This window comes from Acidobacteriota bacterium, from assembly GCA_016208495.1.
Classification (GTDB): domain Bacteria; phylum Acidobacteriota; class Blastocatellia; order Chloracidobacteriales; family Chloracidobacteriaceae; genus JACQXX01.
Genome location: JACQXX010000143.1, coordinates 1 through 20,672, shown reverse-complemented (window position 1 = coordinate 20,672; position 20,672 = coordinate 1). Strand labels below are relative to the sequence as shown.

At 50.1% G+C, this 20,672-nt stretch carries 18 protein-coding genes; 7 read left to right on the top strand and 11 right to left on the bottom strand.

Annotated features, from left to right (window positions below):
- The first annotated feature begins 273 nt into the window (after window positions 1–273).
- From HY774_27325 to HY774_27310, 4 genes are all read left to right on the top strand, one after another.
- Window positions 274–1,392: an ABC transporter permease gene (locus HY774_27325; protein ID MBI4752216.1), complete on the top strand. Its 1,119-nt coding sequence runs from the start codon at window positions 274–276 to the stop codon at window positions 1,390–1,392.
- 2 nt (window positions 1,393–1,394) lie between these two features.
- A complete protein-coding gene (locus tag HY774_27320) occupies window positions 1,395–2,108 on the top strand; it encodes a hypothetical protein (protein MBI4752215.1) in 714 nt (237 codons plus the stop codon).
- Between the two features lie 122 nt (window positions 2,109–2,230).
- Window positions 2,231–3,505, top strand: a complete 1,275-nt coding sequence (locus HY774_27315; GenBank protein MBI4752214.1) for a 1-acyl-sn-glycerol-3-phosphate acyltransferase — start codon at window positions 2,231–2,233, stop codon at window positions 3,503–3,505.
- A 183-nt stretch (window positions 3,506–3,688) separates the two neighbouring features.
- Window positions 3,689–5,506: an HD domain-containing protein gene (locus HY774_27310; protein MBI4752213.1), complete on the top strand. Its 1,818-nt coding sequence runs from the start codon at window positions 3,689–3,691 to the stop codon at window positions 5,504–5,506.
- Between the two features lie 76 nt (window positions 5,507–5,582).
- On the opposite strand, the gene HY774_27305 is transcribed toward HY774_27310, so the two are convergent.
- The 10 genes from HY774_27305 to HY774_27260 all read right to left on the bottom strand — a co-directional run bounded on the left by HY774_27305 (window position 5,583) and on the right by HY774_27260 (window position 16,353).
- Window positions 5,583–6,125, bottom strand: coding sequence for a hypothetical protein (locus HY774_27305; GenBank protein ID MBI4752212.1), 543 nt, complete (start codon window positions 6,123–6,125; stop codon window positions 5,583–5,585).
- Between the two features lie 148 nt (window positions 6,126–6,273).
- Window positions 6,274–6,579 (bottom strand): hypothetical protein, encoded by a 306-nt coding sequence (locus HY774_27300; GenBank protein ID MBI4752211.1) that lies wholly within the window; start codon window positions 6,577–6,579, stop codon window positions 6,274–6,276.
- 38 nt (window positions 6,580–6,617) lie between these two features.
- Entirely contained in the window at window positions 6,618–7,184 is a 567-nt protein-coding gene (locus tag HY774_27295; GenBank protein MBI4752210.1) for a Uma2 family endonuclease, read from the bottom strand.
- A gap of 19 nt (window positions 7,185–7,203) precedes the next feature.
- Window positions 7,204–8,670 (bottom strand): S8 family serine peptidase, encoded by a 1,467-nt coding sequence (locus tag HY774_27290; GenBank protein ID MBI4752209.1) that lies wholly within the window; start codon window positions 8,668–8,670, stop codon window positions 7,204–7,206.
- A 459-nt stretch (window positions 8,671–9,129) separates the two neighbouring features.
- Window positions 9,130–10,410 (bottom strand): AAA family ATPase, encoded by a 1,281-nt coding sequence (locus HY774_27285; protein MBI4752208.1) that lies wholly within the window; start codon window positions 10,408–10,410, stop codon window positions 9,130–9,132.
- A 167-nt stretch (window positions 10,411–10,577) separates the two neighbouring features.
- A complete protein-coding gene (locus HY774_27280; protein ID MBI4752207.1) occupies window positions 10,578–11,357 on the bottom strand; it encodes a 2OG-Fe(II) oxygenase in 780 nt (259 codons plus the stop codon).
- Window positions 11,358–11,372: 15 nt separating this feature from the next.
- Window positions 11,373–12,191 (bottom strand): hypothetical protein, encoded by an 819-nt coding sequence (locus HY774_27275; protein ID MBI4752206.1) that lies wholly within the window; start codon window positions 12,189–12,191, stop codon window positions 11,373–11,375.
- A 104-nt stretch (window positions 12,192–12,295) separates the two neighbouring features.
- The gene (locus HY774_27270) at window positions 12,296–13,138 is read right to left on the bottom strand and encodes a hypothetical protein (protein MBI4752205.1); all 843 of its coding nucleotides are present in this window, start codon (window positions 13,136–13,138) and stop codon (window positions 12,296–12,298) included.
- A 237-nt stretch (window positions 13,139–13,375) separates the two neighbouring features.
- A complete protein-coding gene (locus HY774_27265) occupies window positions 13,376–14,233 on the bottom strand; it encodes a glycosyl transferase (GenBank protein MBI4752204.1) in 858 nt (285 codons plus the stop codon).
- A 107-nt stretch (window positions 14,234–14,340) separates the two neighbouring features.
- Entirely contained in the window at window positions 14,341–16,353 is a 2,013-nt protein-coding gene (locus HY774_27260) for a hypothetical protein (GenBank protein MBI4752203.1), read from the bottom strand.
- 219 nt (window positions 16,354–16,572) lie between these two features.
- Here HY774_27260 and HY774_27255 point away from each other — a divergent pair, with 219 nt between their 5' ends.
- On the top strand, window positions 16,573–18,708 hold the full coding sequence (locus HY774_27255) for a protein kinase (protein ID MBI4752202.1): 2,136 nt from the start codon (window positions 16,573–16,575) through the stop codon (window positions 18,706–18,708).
- A gap of 43 nt (window positions 18,709–18,751) precedes the next feature.
- On the opposite strand, the gene HY774_27250 is transcribed toward HY774_27255, so the two are convergent.
- Window positions 18,752–19,351 carry a hypothetical protein gene (locus HY774_27250; GenBank protein ID MBI4752201.1) on the bottom strand — a complete coding sequence of 200 codons (600 nt, stop codon included), beginning with the start codon at window positions 19,349–19,351 and terminating at the stop codon, window positions 18,752–18,754.
- Window positions 19,352–19,526: 175 nt separating this feature from the next.
- Here HY774_27250 and HY774_27245 point away from each other — a divergent pair, with 175 nt between their 5' ends.
- Both HY774_27245 and HY774_27240 read left to right on the top strand, forming a co-directional pair.
- Window positions 19,527–19,736: a hypothetical protein gene (locus HY774_27245; GenBank protein ID MBI4752200.1), complete on the top strand. Its 210-nt coding sequence runs from the start codon at window positions 19,527–19,529 to the stop codon at window positions 19,734–19,736.
- The gene (locus tag HY774_27240) at window positions 19,714–20,046 is read left to right on the top strand and encodes a type II toxin-antitoxin system PemK/MazF family toxin (GenBank protein ID MBI4752199.1); all 333 of its coding nucleotides are present in this window, start codon (window positions 19,714–19,716) and stop codon (window positions 20,044–20,046) included. The genes HY774_27245 and HY774_27240 overlap by 23 nt, the downstream gene beginning before the upstream one ends.
- Window positions 20,047–20,672 lie beyond the last annotated feature (626 nt).

Here is a 20,672-nt window from a genome sequence, read left to right as displayed (position 1 = left end):
TCAGGTGAATGGTCCCTGGAAGTACCAGCTCTCGGAAATTTACTTTACCCCAGAGGTTGATGCCGAAGTCAAACGACTTGCTCAGTTAGCGGCATAAACCAACGGTTTTTGACTGTTCCAATCCCATGTGGACCGATTTAGCATAAATAGAACCAAATATACTTGACAGGCAATTCAAAACCCTAACACTCAACTACTGACTACTGACTACTGACGACTGACGACTGACTACTGACTACTGACTACTGACTACAAACCGCTCATCCACTATCCATGAATCTCACTGCCGCCCTCAAAAAACTGCTTTCTGAACTCTTTTTTCCGATCATTGCCGTGATTGCAGCCTTTGTGATTGGCGGCGTGATCGTGTTGTGTATCGGCGATAGCCCATTGCTGGTGTACGAGTTGTTTTTCAGCAGCGCCTTTGGAACACTCGATGGCATCAGCTACACGTTATTTTATGCCACCCCGTTGATTTTCACCGGGTTAGCCGTCGCGCTGGCATTTCACTGTGGGTTGCTCAATATTGGGTGCGAAGGCCAGCTCAGCGTCGCGGCTTTTGCCACGGCCTGGGTTGGGTTTACACTCCCCGTCTATCTTGGTGAGGCGGTCAGCCCAACGGTCAAATCATTGATTCTGATACCAGCCTGTATTCTGGGTGGGATTGTGATGGCTGGGCTCTGGGGTGCCGTTCCAGGCTTTCTGAAAGCGAAGTTCGGCTCGCACGAAGTGATCAACACCATCATGTTGAACTTTATTGCGGCTGCCATTGTGAGCTACCTGACGCAATATCACTTCCGCGAAGTCGGTGATCAGATTCTTGAAACGTTTGAAATTGACAAGGCCGCCCATATTCCACGGTTTCATCACCTGCTGGCGCCGCTGGGAATTACCTATCCAGAGCGGCTGCCACTCAATATCGGGTTCATCATTGCCCTCCTCACCTGTGTCGCCGTCTATGTGTTTTTGTGGAAAACCAAATGGGGATATGAGTTACGGGCAGTTGGCAACAATGCTTCGGCAGCCGAATACGGTGGCATCAGTGTCAAACGCAACATTATTCTGGCCATGACAATTTCAGGCGGATTGGCGGGAATGGTGGCAATCAGCGAAGTGCTCGGGTATCGGCATCGCTACTATGACGGGTTTTCACCAGGATATGGCTTTACGGGAATTGCGGTGGCACTCCTGGGCCGCAATCACCCGGTCGGCATTTTGTTGTCAGCCGTTTTGTTTGGTGCCTTGATCCGGGCTGGTTTGTTCATTGATATTTTTACCGACCATGTGTCGAAAGACCTGTCGGTGGTGCTTCAAGCCATCATTATTATATGCGTGGCCTGCGAAGGACTCTTTCGTGGGACGCTTCTCAAACGGTTTCAACCAGAAAAATAGCTATGCGCACGACAGCTTTGATCTTTTCCTGTCTGATCCTCCTGGGATTTCCCCTCACCACCCTGGCCCAACTCGCCATTGTCAAAAACGCCAGTCCCACGGGGCTCACTGGCGACCGATATGTGTACCGGTTTGAGCGTCCGGAATTTGAGATTGCCCGCATTGATGTCCAGGTGGATCTCAAAGGTCAGGGAAGCTTGAAGTATCAACGCAAAGACGAGGAGGATCCAATCCAGGTTGAACTCAAACTGCGGCCAGAATCCATGACCCGGCTTCAGAAACTGTTTGAAACGCTGGATTTCCTCCGCAGTACTGATACCTACCAGTCTTCAATGGAACATCCCAACCTGGGAACCAATACCATCACGGTGTACCAGGGAGAACTCAATCGGGAACTGACCTTTCAATTCACCCCGAACCCATCACTTCAGCAAATTTCCAATTTTTTCCGTGGACTGGTCACTCAGCACCGACGTCTTGAGACACTCAATACTGCCCGCCGATACCAACCCCTTGATACTCCCAAACAAATGAAAGATCTGGAATATGACCTCAAAGGCGGACGCATTGCCGAACCCGAAGCGATGCTTGAGGTATTGAAAGAATTCAGTATGGATGATCACCTGCCACTCATCACGCGCAACCACGCCAAACGGCTGGCGGAGATGATTGAATTGAAAACAAATGACTTAGCTAACCCACGTTTTTGTGGGTAACAGGTAAAACAGCTCAAAACAGGCCATTTTTAGGGCTTTTGGACTCATTTTTGAGCTTACCCCACAAAATCCGGGGGGATTAGGAACCCTGAACCCTGGTTTTCTTCATTCCCATTCCCTCTATGCTGTGGATATTAAAGAACATCATCCATGCGCTGTTTCGAATCATCTTCACCCTTGAATACTATGGGGTTGAAAATGTTCCTGTGTCCGGCCCGGTGGTTTTGGCTGGGAACCATCCGAGCTATTTAGATCCATTGCTGATGTCCCTGCCCATCAAGCGTCAGATTCGATTTATTGCCTGGGATCGGCTGTTCAAAATACCGGGCCTGGGGTTCCTGATGCGGTTTGCGGGGGCGTTTCCAGTTGACATTACCCGACGCGATTCAAAAGCTTTTGAACAGGCCATGGAAGTGCTCAAGGAAGGGCATGCGCTGGGAATCTTCCCCGAAGCTGGACGCTCCCAAAAACCGGGGATGAGCGAAAATGTCAAATCCGGGGCCGCCCGGTTTGCCATTTATAACCAGTGTCCGATTGTTCCCATCACCATCACGGGTGCTCAGGATGCCTGGCCCACGTCACGTCTGATTCCGCTCCCACGCAAAATCACCGTCAAATATCACAAACCAATTATTCCTGACCCTGAACGGTGCCTCAGTCACCGCGACGATGCGGAGTTTGCCCGCGAGGTCATGGACCAGTGGCGTGACCAGATTGAACAGCGGTTGCTGCCATCGCTCAAAGTGTCAGATAAGCTGTATCAATTGTTTGCGCGCCCTGCCTGGCCGTTGCGAACCTATGAAATTGTTCCCCTCGGTGTGTTGTTGATTGGGTTCTTTTCGGGTGTGCCGCGCTGGGAGGTATTCCTGCCCGCCCTGGTCTATTACTTCTACTTGCTGGCGGACATCTGGTTCCTGCCTCAGGGCCGAATCGTCAAGGCAATACGTGACCTTTCAACGCCCTTTTTGTTCTTTGCGTGGCATCCGACCCTGATGAAAGTGGTGTTCTATCCACATACCGGAGTTGCGTTTGCAGCCCTGGCCGCCGCCATCCTGTCAACCCTGGTGCCGTTTTATTATGCCCGGTATCACGATTCACAACGCTACATGCGCGGATTGGTCCTGACCTACGGATTGGCAATGGTTCTGGAACTTTTCTACCCGGCTGGGTACGGGCTCCACGCGGCCCTGTTTAGTTTCATCATTGTGTATTGCGTTGACCGACAACCCATGCACTGGTATTTCACGGCAGCGGGGGTGGCGGTCTATGCGGCGCTCTTCGGTTGGTTTGCCCAACCGCTGCCAGTCACCCTGGCTTATTATGCCGGGTTGGGCCCAGTGGTGGATGTGTATATGCGGTTGATGAAATTTACCACGCACGATGGGCGGCAAGTGTAGGAGCTGGGGCGGAAGACATCGGCGCGAAGCATTGAGCAGGTGTGCTACACTGGCCCACTTCTTTCAATACCATCAAACTGGATTTCCAAAAACAATCGCGAAAGCAACCTGGAGTCAGGGAAGTGTTGCCCTGGATTCCAATCACTCTTCCCCCGCAAATCAAGTCAGGATGTGAGGTGATGTGTGGCGAATAAAAAGAAGCCAACCAAAATTCTCTACACCATTCTCGGCGTTGTCTTGTCACTGGTGTTTGTACCGCTGGTGATTGTGGTGTGGCAACTGGTCGAGATTAACCGTGAAGCCGTGCGTAGCGCCGAACGGTTCTCACAAATCCAGGTCACCGAAGACGTAGCCAATCAAGTTGAGACCTATGTCAATGGACATCGTGACCAGATTGCCGGGATTGCCCAGGCCCTGGAAGCCTCCAATGGCGTTGCCGAACTCTTCAAACAAACACGTGATGAACGAAATCTCCGGCTGCAGCGATTTTTGACGGCGGATCCCAATCTGGTTCTGATTGGTCTTATCCCGCTCAATAATGTGGAAGGTCAGGGTGCCTTTGCTTTTGACCCAAATCGGATCAACAACGAAGAGGCCGGACAGGTTATTGCCAACGCGGTTTCCAGACTGACTCAGAAACCGAACGAATCCTACCTGAGTGAACCGATTTCCTTTCAATCAAGCAATGAATCAGCTATTTCGATGGCCGAGCCGGTGATTGCCTTTCGAGACGGTGAAATCCCATCAGTGGTCATTGCCGTGGCCAGCATGGAACCGGTCTTTCGGTATGTGAATCCACCCGTCCGCGGCAAAACCAATCAGAAAATGCTCAAGGATGGCAATCGGATTGTCTTTGTCGTCAATGAAAAAGGCATGGTGGTGGTCCATCCAGACCGCGAAATGGTCTATAGCAAGCCCGACGTCAGCGGATGGGGGATTGTCCAATCCTGGATGCAGAATAAAGATCTGGCCAATCAGGCTGAGCAGTTTGAACTCAACCTGAACAGTGAAAAGTTCTCAATGCTGGGGAGTTTCAACACCGTCGCCCTGAGTAAAGACATCAAACTAGGCGTCATTTCGGTCATCAATGAAGAATCAGCCTACCCATCGGTACCGATTATGATTCGGCAGGCGGTGAAAATCAGTGTGGTGATTGTTGTCATTGCGGTTGGAATTGGGGTCTTACTGGCCTTCTGGGTAACCCTCCCGGTCAAGAAACTGGCGGAAGGCGCCCGGGCAATTGCCACCGGTGAGTTTTCAAAGCGGATTCACGTCAATACCCAATCGGAAATTGGTCAACTGGCTGATGCGTTCAACTCGATGGCCGAGCAGATCCAGCGCTATATCAACGATTTGAAATTTGCGGCGAATGAAAACCGACAACTGTTTCTTGGAACGGTCCGCGCCCTGGCTGAAGCCATTGACGGGAAAGACCCTTACACTCGTGGTCATTCCGAACGCGTGATGCAATATTCGGTCTTGATTGCTGAATACATGGGCATGAACCCGGAGGAAATCGAAGACATCCGTATTGCGGCCATCCTGCACGATGTTGGCAAAATTGGAATTGAAGACCGCATTTTGAAAAAACCAGCCGCACTGACTGATGAGGAATACACGATTATGAAAGGTCACCCACAAAAGGGCGCCAATATCATGTCGCAAATTCCGCAAATGAAAAAATATGTCCCCGGCATGTACTATCACCACGAATGCATGGACGGAAAAGGCTACCCGTTGGGCCTGAGAGGCGATCAAATTCCAATGATGGCCCGCATCATCAGCGTTGCCGATACGTTTGATGCGATGACGACCAATCGCCCCTACCAGCGGGCAATGGAACCTGATTTTGCCGTATCGCGCATCTACACTTTTTCCGGAACCCGGTATGACCCGGCGGTGGTCAAGGCGTTGGATGAATCACTCAAATCAGGCCGCCTGTCAGCCATTATTCAGAGTTATCAACAAACCCAGGTCCAGAGTTCTGAAACAGCCAAATAGCGTCGAGAATTGTAACCAAGCCACTGAGGAGCGTGAGTAGCCGAAAATATCACCTTTCATTGAAAGACTCTTCCATTCAATCTCCTTTACCTGCAACCGGTTGGGAACATCCAACCGGTTTTTTTATGCCTGAGTCCGCCAAAATCTGCTGAATTTCCGGAGACGGGTCCTGCCGGGCATGGTTTAAAACTTTGACAATTGGACCGTAAAGATCAGAGCCTTCTCCGTCAAAAAGTGCCAGACTCGCCTTTAAGCACCGGGCGCGAACTTGCGGATCAGGATCGTTGTACCGGGTCGCAGCCGCGTTGCCATACATGGCATATTCGATTCCCCGAATTGATTCATAACATCTCGCTCGAAATGGAAAGAACAGCACTGGTTTGCGAGGGCCGCCGGTTTGAATATAAGCTTGAAGGGCCTGACTTGATTGCCAGACCGAAAACTCAAGCCACACCTCAGTTCCCATCAGAAATGAAACCAGAAATGCAAATGGTCCAACCAGCAAGTGCTTTCGGAGTTTCGAGGATTTTTCAGCGACCATTCCAACTCCGATGGCCAAACAGATAATGGTCAGAACCAACCAGAAAAAGAAAAGAACCGAAACAAACTCAATGTACATGGCTTCCCTCTCAGAAGTCAGATTGAACAATGTTTCTGGTTGGACACATTTCTCGTCGTAAAGTTCCGACTTTATTCTTAAAAAGAGTCAAGTGGTTCAATCAAATAAGCTTAGTGAACTACTGACCACTGACTACTGACTATGGCTATCAATCCCACGTCACATCAATTTCATCTGACAGGATTCCAAAAAGCCAGCTTCCACACCGAATCCAGCACTGAGATGGATTTCCATTCCAATCAATAAGTTCCACCCGATAGACCATCTGGTTTTTGGATGTTTTCCAAAAATACGGGCCAAGTCGAAACCAGCGCCATTCCAGCCGGACAATCTGGTACCCATTGCCATCAGCCCACCGTTGAATCATGGACTCAGCCCGGCAGGTTGTCGCCCAGGTTAATGTCCCGCCGACCACCAGCACCATCAAAATGAGGAGTGCCCATTGAAATCCCATGCCGGGAGCGTCCTTTCCGTAACCTGGCAGTGACAACATCATTCTTCAAACTGCACGCCACGGTAGATATCAGAAACCTGGAGACTCAACCCGATTGAGACAAACTCCACGACTTCGTCAGGCTGAGTGAAAATCAGATGTACCCAGTCACCGTTTTCCTGCCGTTGGTGTAAATCCACCCGCATCTGGTCCTGAGCGACAATCAAGTAGTCACGAATGGAAGGCATGTTTTGGTAGGCCGCAAGTTTTTCACTCTGATCAATGCGCTGAGTGCTTGGGGAAAGAACCTCTACGACTAGCACTGGATGGGTGCAGCAATACGGATCTTTCCACGGATTATCACACGCCACAACTACGTCTGGGTAATACACGGCACTCTCAGACACTTTCACTTTCATGTCTGAAATGTACGGCGCACACGGGCCATCAGCCAGGTGTTCATCCAGACGAATATACAGATTCCCAGCAATCCGGTTGTGTCGGTTACTTGCACCGGCCATGGCATAAACGTACCCCATCACATACTCGTGACGAATTTCAACGTCACGCTCACTGGCCAGATACTCTTCAATCGAAAGGATTAATTTGTGTTTTGGGATGCCCATGGTTGTCACTTCCTGGTTTTTAGGAAATATGGAGAACGGAATTGAACCCTCCGTATCCATCGGTTTCTTTGAGTCCATTGCTGGGGTCTTCAATCCAGCGGTTCCCATCAATCACAATCTTGTAACGGTGTTGCCCTGGCGGAAGCAATTCGATCTGAGCCCGCCAGACGCCTTTCTCATTGCGGACAAATGGCGTAAACCCGGCTTCCCACTTATTGAAATCACCCGCCAACGACACAGTTTTGGCCCAGTCGTCGTGATAATAAAACACCAGATGCTCGCCTTCGATGCGCGGAGGGAGGAAATATTCTTCGCCAATGGTGAACTGCTCCTGTTTGGCGACACCGACGGCCCGCTGAACGTTAATCACTCCATACCCTTGACGAATCAGTGATTTCCCCTGGATGCGATCTGCCGTGGAAATCAGAATGTGTTTAATCGCCGTGGGTGTCAGCTTGGGATTGGCTTCGAGCATTTGCGCCACCACTGACGACACAATCGGGGCGGCAAATGACGTTCCATCCACGTGTTGATAGTGAGCGGCGACGAGTTTGTCGCGTTTGAGTTGTTCTTCCATCAGAGCGCGGATTTTCTCAGTCGGGAGCGTGTGAGCATTGGCTGGCAAACCGGCGTCTTTGCCGCGCTCGCGCACAATTTCCTTGAGCATAAAATCCGGCACGCCAGCCAGTTCGGCCAGGGTTTCAGCCTTCTTGTAGAGTGGAGTATTGGGCAAAATCGGCGCCGCCACCCAAATCGCCGGCGCCACAATTTCAGGTTTGAGAATGCCATCCGCCGTCGGCCCCCAGTTGGAGTGGTACAGGTCAACGGTTTTATTTCCAAAGCGGTTTTTGTCGTCCGAACCGCCAACCGTAATCACCGATGGCGAATTGGCTGGCGGCACCGTGAAATGTTCGGCTGAGTCTCCTGAATTCCCGGCTGCCACCACAATGACCAGTCCTTTGCTGACGGCTTCCTCAGCCGCCTGGTCAACGATATTTTCCTTGTAAGAAACGTCTTCATCGCCACCAAGCGAAATGTTGACCACGCGGATGTTGTATTTGTCTTTGTTGTCAATCACCCAGCGAATGCCTTTGGCGATGTTTTCTTCGGGAATCTTTCCATCCTGACTGACTTTAACCAGTACCACTTTGGCATCTGACGCGACGCCACGATACGCCCCGTCAGAATAGTATCCGTTGCCAGTTGCGGCGACACAGGTTTGCGTTCCGTGCCAGGCAATACCTTCGGGTTCGGCATCCGGGTCAAGCGTAGCCTCCGGGTTGGTAATGTCCACATAGGCCAGAATCCGATTGGTCGGCATTGTCAAATCAGGATGCGGGTAAAACCCTGAATCCAGAAAGGCAATGGTGACGCCTTTGCCGGTGTACTCAAACAGTGCATTTAACCGGACCGGCGTCGGGAGCACCGAAAATTTGTTTGGGGCATGCGAATGATTGTGCTTTTCAGGTTTGAGTGATGTGTACATAGAAGTTAGGGTTTAGGGTTTTTTGAAGGGATGAGGGATGAGGGATGAGGGATGAAACAATCAGCCTGTCACCTTGTCATTCTGTCAGCCTGTCATCCGTTTGGGGTTCAGGGTTCAGGGAAGCGCCAGTCTGTGCCTTTGTGCAGGTCGACTTCAACAGCTCGGGCGATTTGGGGTGCAACATCTTTTAAACCTTCAAGGGTTAGTTTTCGGGTTCGATACATTTCAAACCACTTTTGGCGATAACTGATATGGGGATAAAATGATCTATCTGGCCTTTCATCACTGATATGACACAGTAAGCACAAAGCCCATTGAAAGCATTGTGCAAGTCAGGTTCAAACTCAGACCAGTAATCCCGAGGCCGATCATAGCCAGGGTTTCTTTCCAGCCATTGACGTCCTCTTTGTCGGCATCGCGTTTCAAACATTAGTGATTCAGGTTGTGGGGTAAATCGAATCATGGATTCACCTCGACAATCCACCGTGGCCAGAATGGATCAAGCCCTGGCAGGCAACGGACCAGTGCCGCATGAATTTCTTCTTTGGTCTGTAACCCCTTTGGTAATTGTCTAAAATCTCCACGCATAAAAGCTTCAGCGGCAGTGATGGCCTGTTCAGACTCACGGGATCGGGCCTGTTTGAGTCCAAAAATTTCCGATGTCAACCAGCCAACCATATCTCCCTGAATCGCCCACGGATACTCTTGAAAATGAACCGTTTTCTCCCTGAGATCAAACCAGAACAGTTTGTCCTTTTGATTGTCGAAATAAGGCTCCGTCGAAGCCAAAATCAATGGCGAGTGGGTGGCGGTAAAAATCTGAATTTGAAGTTGACTCTGGAGCTGTGCTGCAACCTGAAGCAACGCAGGTAAAATGGTTCGCTGCCATTTTGGATGAAGGTGGGCTTCGATTTCATCAATGATTAGAATCAATTGATCAGTTGGCGTTTCATGGCGCAATCTGGCAGCTTGCTGATGTTCATACCAGGACCAGACCAGCAGGTAAGCAAAACTAATAACTCGCCGAACTCCGGCTGACCAGTGTGGAAAAGGGACAATTCCATACGGCATCTTCAAAGTTGGAAATCTTCGAGTATCGTCAATGTATACTTGTCTAGGTTTGTCACAATCCAACGGTTCTTGTGGGTGTGACAGCGCGGCCACAACGGTCTTCAGATACTTAAATGGACTTTCCTCCGTGCCTTGTAAGTACTCGTAATACCAGTTGACCCAATCTTGAATGAGGCCATTACACAGAGTTCGGTCTTTCTCCACTAACCCCTTAGCAAGCGACTCGGGGCTGAACTGATAGGCTCTCGGCTGGTCTGTGATTTCTTTTTCTCCAGTCGCTAAATCCCGCCAGTAGTTGCGAGCCGGGTCCCACACCGCAAAGCTCCCATCAATGGCGGCATAAATCACCAACCCAGGCATTACAGGTCGCCCAGGTTTTCGCTTCCAGGTTTGGGCGTGATAGCTGAACTCTGCTTTCTTTAAGTCTTTCGTTGGTCCTTTTTTCCCAGCCAGATGGTACTCGATTAAGGGTTTCTCTTTCTTCCCGTTTGACTCGGGAAGTGCAATTCGTCCACCAGGCCAGGTTCCAGTCAGTGCCCAAAAAACGGTATCCAGCAAAAACGACTTCCCCAGGCCATTATCACCAGTGATGAGGTTGAGTCGCTCTCCAAACGAAGCCTCAAGACCTTGAACCGGTCCAACTCCGTTGAGTTTCAATGACTTCAGCACAGACGAATCCTTTCTTCTATTGGGAAGATTCATTTTCGCCCGGACGGGCAGTGAACATAAAGGTGTGGTTTTCCTAGCTTACTCGATAGTTCTCGGGCTTCGCCAGCCGTAGATGGAAAGGTGTCAAACCTGAATTTTCCCAGCCCTCAAATCCGAGCCCGTTTTCTTCAGCCCGTTTTCTTCAGTCCTAAGCCTTGCGTCAGTCGTTTGACCTGATGGATCACCTGCTGTGGACGACTCAGCCGGGTTGGAATCACATTAAACAGCCGACGATATTTGCCTTCGGGACAGGTCAACGGACGCACTCCGTGCCAGGACGAAGGACTGTTTTGGAACAGAACGCTCCGATTATCCAAAAAAGGTATGGCCTGTTGGGTTTCAAAATCTTCAAATTCCGGGTTCATAGCTTCGGTTTGTTTTCCTCCGAGCACAATGATTTGACCGCCCCAGCTTTCTGACCAGTCGTGCTGTGTATTGAAGTAAAACAAATGGGTTCCAAGTTTTCCAACCCAATCACAATGCGGAGATACTTCGGAATGGGTAATGCCGATATGCCAGGAAAATTGCAGGTGGAAGGCTGAGGTTCCAAAGAAGTGTGTCAGAAATTGAAGGTATTCGGGGCTTTTCAACTCCGTGATGAATTGTTGCCAGTCTGGTGACAGGTCGTGGTGTTTGATACAGGCTGTTGGCTGGCGTTTGTGGGCGGAAAAATACACCTGGTGATACTCCAGATAAAACCGATTGTGTGGCCGTTGATTGGTTTTCCGAGGGTGGTTTTCGTGCTTTTCAAACCATTCAAGCGCGGGGAACTCCTGAGACAGTCGTTCAAAACCGTCAGGCGTGATGAGTTCCTGAAATGAAACCCAGGGAAACGGCTGCTGTTCGCGAACGGTAGCCAGATTAACCTGCCCCAAAATGTCTGGATTGAGAAAAGAATACTTTTTCATGGTTACCTTTCATCTTCACTGAAAAAGAACCAGTGCCTTGGCCCGTTTCCACCACTGCGATTGGTATTTGTCCAGATTGAACAGTGGGTGTTCGACTTCAACCAGTAAATTGACAAAGCATCGGTGGAATGGCGTTACCTGCCGGACTGTCACCCCATGAAGCGCATCAATGCAATTCAAAAACATGATCAAGGTGTTGCTGTGATAGGGGATTGTTTTCACAACCTCGATGTACTGATCTTCAATTGACGCTTTCTGCATTCGGTGGCGGCTTCCAGCAAAGCGGTACAACTCAAGTTCACCGCCTTCCGCCGTGTCTTCCGGATGCCGTAAGTAATAGAGCCCCACAAAAAGTTTATTGGGCCAATCCACGTGCCCCCGACGCACTGACGACGGAGCATCCGTGACGGGGGTGTTGACCGCGAGCAAGGCATCAAGCAACACGTCTGCCTTTTGGTAGTCATCAACCAGCCGCAATCCAGGTCGCAACGAAGAGAGTGGGCCAATGTTTTTCTCAAAATTCGGGTACCTGGCAAGCAATGACGTTTTAAAGAGTTGAACCATCTGGCGCAAGAACAGTTCAGAGACGTGGAGGTGCACAAATTCCCGCCAGACCGGATCAATCTTCGGATTGTTCATGACGTCTGATCCCATCAGGTTAAATCGCTGGTTGCTCAAATACTGAGCCCCAAATGTCAGGATTTCCAGCGGCGGATAGGCAGCCAGAAGTTGCTGATGGAGTGCTTCGGGCAGTGCCTGTGGCACCACCAGATGTGGAAACGGATCGGTCAAAATCTGATGAGTGTCAATACCGTCCAGAAGGGTTTGCAGCATAATGAATTATGAATTATGAATTATGAATTATGAATGAGCGAACTCCCTGATTTTCAATCAAATAGCTCTTTCATCATTCATCCCTCATAATGAGTACACCGTTCTCAAGTATTTGAAAAGAAGCTGATGACGCGACGGGTATTCCGTTCAAGAAAATCTTTCACCACTGTGCCTGGCTTATCTTTCACGTGAAACAACGGTTTTCGAAAATGAGCATTGAAATGAAAATTCATCACTGGAAATCTGGATGCTGTCCGCGCTGATAAGCCCTGAATGGATCGGGGTGTATTGAGAAACAAAACCAATGTATTGACCCGGTAAGGAATGACTTTTTCAAGCTTGAGTATTTCGCGATCAACCGTCTTGCGTTGATTCAAACACACCGTTGCCCCTGGTTTCACGGAGAAGAATTCGAGATCACCACCTTCTGCCTGGTCATCTTCAGATCGAAGAAAGAGATACCCAAGATAAAGCGTGTCAAACAGCTTCAGGTGCGGCCCGCGTTCGATACAAGGTGAACCTGTAATCGGGGTGTGAATCAACAACATCGAGTCGAGCAACAGGTCACAGGTTGTGAAGCCTTCACGAAGTCTGACTCCAGACCTCAACTGGTCAGGTTTGCCAAAACGAGATTCAAAATCAGGGTACGCATTCAAGATGGCTGGTTGGAACAACCGGCAAATCTCTGACCAGGTTTGTGGATGCAAAAAATCAGCCATCAGGCTTTTCCAGGATGGTGAAAGATGATTTTCAGTCAGTGCCGGGAGTGCGTGATAATACAGCTTTTGGTTATCGCGATAAGGCTGACCTTTGGTAAAGACATTCAGTGGCGGAAAATCCTGGGTCAATTGCCGGCAAAGCGGCTCTGGAAGTGCATTTTCCACTACGATATGCGGAAACGGTTCGTGAACGATCTGACTGGGCGAAAGCGTTGAAAGAAAAGACATAAGCAGGGTTCAGGGTTCAGGGTTCAGGGTTCAGGGTTCAGGGTTCAGGGTTAGGTTCAGAATTTAAAAAACAAAAATGAAAAAAAAAACCAAAAATCGAAAACCCCGAACCCCGAACCCCGAACCCCGAACCCCGAACCCCGAACCCCGAACCCCGAACCCCAAACCCCAAACCCCGAACCCCGAACCCCAAACCCCGAACCCCGAACCCCGAACCCCGAACCCCAAACCCTGCCCTTAGCCCCCAAACGTTGTCCGCACTTTGTTGAAAAGCTGTCGAAGTTGATTCTTCAGCAACGGTTTCCGATAAGAAGGAAACACAAACCGGGCGTCGAGTTCAGTTAAAACCGATTTGGGGATGGTTTGGGAATCAGCGACACGGTGTTCAATTTGCCACAAGACTGAGGGTCTCAAAAACCCTCGTTGAGCATGGTCTTTGATCAACTCAAGCTGGATCTGACTATTATCCAGAGCCTGAAACAGAGCTTCAAACCAGAGATAGCCAAGCGGGTTGCGGTGCGACAACCAGGGTTGGGTTGTGACTCTCGTAAAATGAAGCAGTGCTGTATGTTGCCGGTCAAAATGATCCAGATCATTCCACGCAGATGAAATCGTGACTCCGATATTTTTGACAACAGCTCTCCCGTCCATTAACTGCCCGTAGGTGAATTGATTCTGGTCCAGCCCAGCCACAATGTCCCGGATATTCCATCCCAGCGCCGCACAGTCCAGCACCAGCACACTAAACTGAACCATTTGTTTTTTCTCAGGGTGTTGAACCGCCAGCAAGTGTGCCCCGTCAAAGGGGTGCTCCCACAATTGGCGAATATCGCGGAACACCAGCATATCCGAATCAAGGTAAATCGCTCTCCCGGAAAACGATTGAATTTCAGGAATCAGAAAACGCTGAAAGGAAAATTTGGTGAATGGCCGATTTGCCGGATCTTTTGGAACCGGAATTTCAATTCCGCTTTGATAGAGCGGCAAAACCGTGACTGGTGAGGTGGTGTGTTTCTGAATAGAGTACTCAAGCACTCCACAGGGGACGAGATGTTCTTCAGTTGCACCAACATACACGCGAATTGGGGTTTCCATATATTTTCCAGGACTGAGAAAACCAGGACTGAGGGCTGAAGAAAATGGGCTGAAGAACTGGTTTTATTTCATCCCTCATCCTTCATCCCTCATCCCTTTGATTGCCCTCAGCCCTGGTTTTTCCGCCCAATATTGATTCCTGATTGAATCAAGGATTGGCGCAAGACATCGCCAATAATGACGAGTTCATTGGGAAAGTCGCGCAATGTCGTTGTGATGACGTCCAGTTCGGTATTGCGATCATGCACCGGAGCGTAGTTGTTGCTAGCATGAAAATCACCCGGATACCGTCCATCCGGATGCCGGTACAGATCAATCCCGCCAATAATCAGCCGTTTGGGACGTAACGCCGCCGCCACCATGACCATCAGGGTGCCGTTGGAAAGCTTATCGGTTCGACTGTATTCCTGAAAGTTGCACAATCGCTCGACTGTACAATATGCAATCGGCTGTAGCCCTGACGTCCACAAATTCCGCAGGAGCATCCCATATTCTTTTCGCACTGAGGAAAATCCGTAAATGCAAGGTCTGACTTTCTTGAGCGTGTCGGGAGTTCCCACAAAAACCACATCCGGATGAACCAGCCGTCCACGTTGTTGCCAGAGATGATTGACCCGAAACAGGGCGTCATACTGGACGTCAAAAACCGCCGGGTCTTCTGATGATGGGCCATTGCCGAGACACAAAATGGTCTCTGGATTTCCAAGCCTCTGACGCAAGGCATCCAGATCAGGAATACGACGTTTGGTCAGCGGCTGGGCCAGCAATTTCCACGCTCGACTTTGCCCGATTTGGTCGCGAACTGTTGGGGCAAGCTTATTTCTTGCTGGTAGCTGGGGAGAAGACTTCTCAACTGAGGATTGAATCAAACCAAAAAGTTTCCCAGCGGCACCATTCAGGTTCCGAACAAAGGTATGTGCCGAATCCAGTCTGGGCTGATAGGTCTCAGGATGACTGAGGACGGCTTCCACTGTATCGGTAAGTGTTTTTTGATCAATGGATTGAATAACACTTACGTGCAGGAGTTGACGGGTCGCTGCCACCAATGGCGTCAGGTATGGCCCCGCCACAACTGGTTTCCTGAGCTGCACGGCGGCGATTGGATTGTGGGTCCTGGCATTTGGAACAAAACTTCCGCCCACAAGAACAACCTGAGCTTGATACGTGAGGACGCTCGAATCAAACGAAGTTGGGCAGATGACCACTTCGGAATCAGGAGTGGTGCCGGGTTCGCCAGCCACATGAGCTGTCACACCAGCCCTGGAAAGCAAGCGGTGGATCTCCTGAAGTTGAGCGTCTGAATACACCACAAGCACCAGTTTGATGAATGGCCGGGTCCAACGAAGTTGACGCACCGCCTCACACAAGATTTGTTCCTCACCTGGATGAATTTGCGGTGCAACGACAATCTCAGATTCAGGTAAAATCCCAAGTTCAGCACACACTCGTTTGCGGGAAAGTTGAGACTGTTCTGGGTCAAATTCATACTGCAGACTGCCCGTGACCGAAACGAACGGTGCGGGTATACCCGATGTCTGAAGTTGCTCTTCCAGGAGTGATGTTTGGACACCAAACCTGGAATGTGCTGGGTGAAGATCCCCGGCTTTCCACAACTGTTGAATCTGTGGGGCCACCATTTCGTCAATTTCGGTCCAGATGACTGGAATATTTTGCTGGCAAGCCTTTGAAAAGACAGCTTTTGACAATCCTTCGCCCGATCCGAGAATCACCAATGCCTGTGGTCGAACCGATTGAAAGAAACGATTGGTGCTCAGTGAGACTGAAACTGGTGGCAGATACACGAAATCATCAATGTAGCGTTTCTGCAGCCACTTCAAGGTGTCAAAGTCAATTCCGGTAAAAGTCCACCGACCGGGGCGAATGTGGTGTTGCAGGCGAAAAATCAGGGAGCGCGCCGATTGAAAGGCTTCGATTGATGTGCCGTGGATCCAGATTGAGGCCGTGGCTTTCGGCAAAAACAGGCCCAAACTGTGGGCGATGGTTGCGGCACCAGTCAACAGTGAAGAATTTGAGCTGACAAACGAGCGGAACATAATGTTTTCCTGCGGCGGAAAAATGGGCATGTTCTGCGTTTGGGCATTCGGATGAACTGGAGACATGACGGAGATTTGCCACTTTAGGAAGAAAAATCCAATCCTGCAACCTGTTTTTTCAGCTCTGGAAAGTGATACAGTTTCAGTTGAGATTCATTATAAGGCAAAATGAAATACATCTTATTCCATGTGACCTTGTCATTTTGTCACCTTGTCACCTTGTCACCTTGTCATTTTGTCACCTTGTCATTTTGTCATTTTGTCACCTTGTCACCTTGTCACCTTATGCTGTCTTCCGGTGCTCAAATTGGGCCTTACATCCTTGTGAAAAAACTTGGCCGTGGCAATTTTGGCGTGGTCTGGCTGGCTGAACATCGGACATCAGTCGTCACCACCCAGGTGGCGCTCAAACTCCCGATTGAAGAAGACATTGACGTTGAAGCCGTCAAACGCGAAGCCGCCATTTGGGTCAAAGCGTCGGGTCATCCAAATATTTTGCCGATCATTAGTGCGGATGTGTTTCAGGGACAGATTGTGATTGTGAGCGAATACGCTCCCGGCGGATCGCTCTATGACTGGCTCGAACGACACGGTGGGAAAGCGCCTTCGGTTGGCGTTGCCGTGACCTTGCTCAATGGAATTTTGCAGGGATTGGAGCACCTCCACGAACGGCGCATCATCCACCGCGATCTCAAACCAGCCAATATTTTATTGCAGGGGGATATTCCACGACTGGCGGACTTCGGAATTGCCCGAGTGCTCAAATCAACCAGTTCGGCCAGCCTTGTGTCTGGAACGCCATTGTATATGTCCCCCGAATCTTTTGATGGAAAACGGTCGGAGCAATCGGATTTGTGGTCGGTCGGAGTGATGGCCTACCAGTTGTTGACCGGGAATTTTCCCTTTCCCGGCGGAGATTTTATGGCGATTGTCGGCAAAGTTGCTTTTGCGGAACCGGAACCGCTTCCGGCATATGTTCCAGAACCCCTGCAAGCCATTATTCACCGGGCGCTGAGAAAAAAACCGGACGAACGATTTCGTTCCGCCCGTGAAATGCGCGAAGCCCTCTGGAAAGCAGCCTATTCAGTCTCATTGCCGGGCCGGCCCCTTTCCCAAGCAGAAACGGTGTCAGCGACGGCGCCGCCGACTCCACTTCAGAAGAGAACCGACACACTGCCGCTGGCCGCTTCACATCCGAATTTACCGCACCCACAACCAACCCAGGTTGTACCTGATGCCATACCGACGGTTCCAGCACCACCAATGGCCGGACAAACTGCGGCCCCACCTCACCTGATTGCCAGCTTACCTGGCACGGAGCGAGTTCCGATTCCGCAGCGAAGTTTTCCGATTGGGCTCCTGCTTGGCGTGGCAACTGTTATTTTAGTGAGTTTAGGGCTGGTTGTCGGAGGCTCGCTGTGGGTTTTTAGGGACAAGCTCCCTGCCTTCAGCCTGTCGGGGACCACGCCGATTGGATCGTCTCCAGTTTCCTCGCCATCCCCGCCACTCGGTGGAAACCCTGCCAGTGGCGGCATCAGTGAACTCAAACTCAACGGCAGCTTTGACAACATTATTGATATGGATTTTTCCGCTGATGCCAGCAAAGTCTTATGCGGAAATTTCAATGGGACGTTGACATTGTTTGACCTGACGACCAACCAGAAGCTGCTTGAGTTGGATGATGATCAAAAAACACTTTCCTCCGTGAAAATGACCGGAGATGGAAAGTATGCAGCTTCCGCCGGATATAGCGATGGCGCGCAAATTGTTCGCCTCTGGAATTTAGAGACCGGAAAGGTCGTGGCTAAAATTTCAGAACCACTCGTCGGCGTCGGCGGACTATCGTTTTCAGGCGATGGGTCACAACTCGCCACCGGATTTAACCCACGAACCAATATTACCCTGCTCGAAGTTCCCTCGGGAAAAAAGCTGCGCACGATTCCAGTTCGAACCGCGATTCATACCCTGGCTTTCTCCAAAGATGGAAAATACATCGTCGCTGGTTGTTACAATGGCGACGTGGAAATCTTTGAAGCCGCCACTGGAACGGCCATTGCTCAATCAAAAGGCGATGGCAAGCAGGTATATTGCCTGGCGATTTCAAAAGACAGTCGCCTGGTCGCCGCCGGGTTTGAAGATGGCCGAATTAAACTCATTGACCTGACATCAGGCGAAGCGGTCAAAATACTTGAACGCCACGGTGCGCAAGTCTGGCGTGTCGCCTTTGCGCCAAACGGTAAAGCACTGGCGTCAACCAGTCTGGATAAAACCGTTCGTCAGTGGGATCTGGCGACAGGGAAAGAACTGAACCGTTTCCAACCCGAAGGCCACGTGATGCAATGCCTGGCCTATACTCCAGACGGAAGCGAAATCCGCGTTGGTCACGCCAATAGTCTGATTCACGGCTGGCAGTTGAAATAATGTGGAGTGTGGCCCACTTGACGCCGCTTTATGAAATTTCCGGTTACTTCGCTTTCCGGTAAAATTGACAAATCTGGCACAGACACTGCTTGCTTTCGGCGGCGGCAAGGACCTTCTTTTTCTGAGGAGCGGAAAGATCATCCAGCGTGAGGCGGTCGCTGTCGGAAAAAAGTTCAAGCTTTGAATCAGCCTCTGCGGGGTCAGGCGGCGCAATGCAAAAGAGCTTATGGTTGAGTTCGATGATTGGGTAATACGTCGTGGAAATCATCTCTTCGAGGCTGCGGGAAAGGTCGGAAATGACCCAATCGAAATCTCTGGTGATGGGTGCAAGCTTTGGAAATAAGGCTTTGTAACAAATGGCGCTCCAGTGTTCGCTGACTTCAGATGACATCACGCAGCATCCGGCGGCGTCCATAAAGGAAAAGCTCAATTCACTTTCGGAACGCGACCAGTTACCCGCGAGTCCATCCGAAGCCTCATCCCGCAGGTAGTACCTGAACACATCACGGCCTGCTCTGCGATTTACCACCGTGTACATCTGGTCATACATCTTTTCCCAAATCCATCGCTGAAGCTGAAACGGCGACATGTACGTCCGTTTCTTTAACGGCTGAATCGTGATGCTAAAACCACCACCACTCATAGGAAAATCCCTCACTTTCTTCAATAATCGCAATGAGATGCACCCAGGCTCAACATAGCAGAAAGCAGTGTTGTCAAACCACTCATTGTTTTGCACCGAAGGACTTTTTTCGCTACTGTTGAAGCAATCAATTTGATTTGCTCTCAATTTTAAGAATGAACCAGGGTGATTTTGTATGCTCCAAACCATTCCAGCCATTATGCGTGATGGAAAAATTGAATTCCTTGAGCCCGTTTCAATTGAGGACGGGACGCCGGTTTTGGTCACCGTCCTTGAACCAAACACCGATGAAGCCCAATTCTGGTCTCTTGCCAGCCAAAGTACCTTGAAACGCGTGTGGGATAACCCTGAGGATGATGTGTATGGCGAGTTACTTGAAGCCTGATGTTGTGTTGGTGAGATATGTTTTTACAGACCTCAGCGGAGTAAAAATAAGACCAGGTGTGGTTGTGAGTACATCACATCCATCACGTGACCTGATGATTGTTCCACTTACCAGCCGTGTTTCCGGGTTACAGCCAGGGGAGTTTGTGCTTTCTGATTGGAAAAGCGCTGGTTTAAATGTGACCTCGGCAGTGAAACGCGGCATTTATACCGTGGAAGAAACCAGTGTGCTCAAGCGGGTTGGGAAACTGGTTGATGCTGATTTGGTGAAACTTGAACAAAGCTTACGAGGATGGCTTGGACTGTCTTGATCAGTTTCCAGGATTCAAACATTTTATATTTCCTCAACCCAATCTGAACTAACTAAGGGAACGTTAAAAAATAAGTTCCTGGAAGCACGAGTATCGGTTCACGTTTCGGCTTTGGGTTTTGCACCTCGAAGAGTTGCCGTTCACATAGCCGGTCGGTTGGCCACTTTGGGCCTACCACCGGTCCCCAGGACCACCCGTTGGCATTCCGCGCTTCGCCCGCGCCCCCGTGGGGCGCGGGCGAAGCGCGGAGAATGAGGGAGAGATTGATCCTTTTCCGGTGGTAGCTCGCAAAGCCGAGCAACCGACCGGCTATCCGAAGGGCAGCCCTCCGGGATGCTCAATCCAAATGCTGGTGTTCCAAATGAAAACGGGACGTTGTTTTTTAACGCTCCCTAAGCATAAAGCTGAATCTAGCCAGAAAAAAGTAGCATCACACCTGGTTTTCCATTTAGTTTCATATGTTTACAGAAGATCGTATTCGTTGTGCTCATGAACTGGTTCAGTTCATTATAATGCTCCCCGAAAATCGGACAGGGAAATAAGTTAATTCCGCTGAGGGGAAAAGGAGGAACAGATGAGTACGACGCGAAAAATTCATAGTGCGGAATTCAAAGCGAAGGTGGCAT

Excerpts from the sequence above, each read along its gene's own strand:
- HY774_27325 (MBI4752216.1), top strand. The coding sequence starts at position 274 with ATGAATCTCACTGCCGCCCTCAAAAAACTGCTTTCTGAACTCTTTTTT.
- HY774_27320 (MBI4752215.1), top strand. The coding sequence starts at position 1,395 with ATGCGCACGACAGCTTTGATCTTTTCCTGTCTGATCCTCCTGGGATTT.
- HY774_27315 (MBI4752214.1), top strand. The coding sequence starts at position 2,231 with ATGCTGTGGATATTAAAGAACATCATCCATGCGCTGTTTCGAATCATC.
- HY774_27305 (MBI4752212.1), bottom strand. The coding sequence starts at position 6,125 with ATGTACATTGAGTTTGTTTCGGTTCTTTTCTTTTTCTGGTTGGTTCTG.
- HY774_27300 (MBI4752211.1), bottom strand. The coding sequence starts at position 6,579 with ATGGGATTTCAATGGGCACTCCTCATTTTGATGGTGCTGGTGGTCGGC.
- HY774_27295 (MBI4752210.1), bottom strand. The coding sequence starts at position 7,184 with ATGGGCATCCCAAAACACAAATTAATCCTTTCGATTGAAGAGTATCTG.
- HY774_27290 (MBI4752209.1), bottom strand. The coding sequence starts at position 8,670 with ATGTACACATCACTCAAACCTGAAAAGCACAATCATTCGCATGCCCCA.
- HY774_27280 (MBI4752207.1), bottom strand. The coding sequence starts at position 11,357 with ATGAAAAAGTATTCTTTTCTCAATCCAGACATTTTGGGGCAGGTTAAT.
- HY774_27275 (MBI4752206.1), bottom strand. The coding sequence starts at position 12,191 with ATGCTGCAAACCCTTCTGGACGGTATTGACACTCATCAGATTTTGACC.
- HY774_27270 (MBI4752205.1), bottom strand. The coding sequence starts at position 13,138 with ATGTCTTTTCTTTCAACGCTTTCGCCCAGTCAGATCGTTCACGAACCG.
- HY774_27265 (MBI4752204.1), bottom strand. The coding sequence starts at position 14,233 with ATGGAAACCCCAATTCGCGTGTATGTTGGTGCAACTGAAGAACATCTC.
- HY774_27260 (MBI4752203.1), bottom strand. The coding sequence starts at position 16,353 with ATGTCTCCAGTTCATCCGAATGCCCAAACGCAGAACATGCCCATTTTT.
- HY774_27255 (MBI4752202.1), top strand. The coding sequence starts at position 16,573 with ATGCTGTCTTCCGGTGCTCAAATTGGGCCTTACATCCTTGTGAAAAAA.
- HY774_27250 (MBI4752201.1), bottom strand. The coding sequence starts at position 19,351 with ATGAGTGGTGGTGGTTTTAGCATCACGATTCAGCCGTTAAAGAAACGG.
- HY774_27245 (MBI4752200.1), top strand. The coding sequence starts at position 19,527 with ATGCTCCAAACCATTCCAGCCATTATGCGTGATGGAAAAATTGAATTC.
- HY774_27240 (MBI4752199.1), top strand. The coding sequence starts at position 19,714 with ATGGCGAGTTACTTGAAGCCTGATGTTGTGTTGGTGAGATATGTTTTT.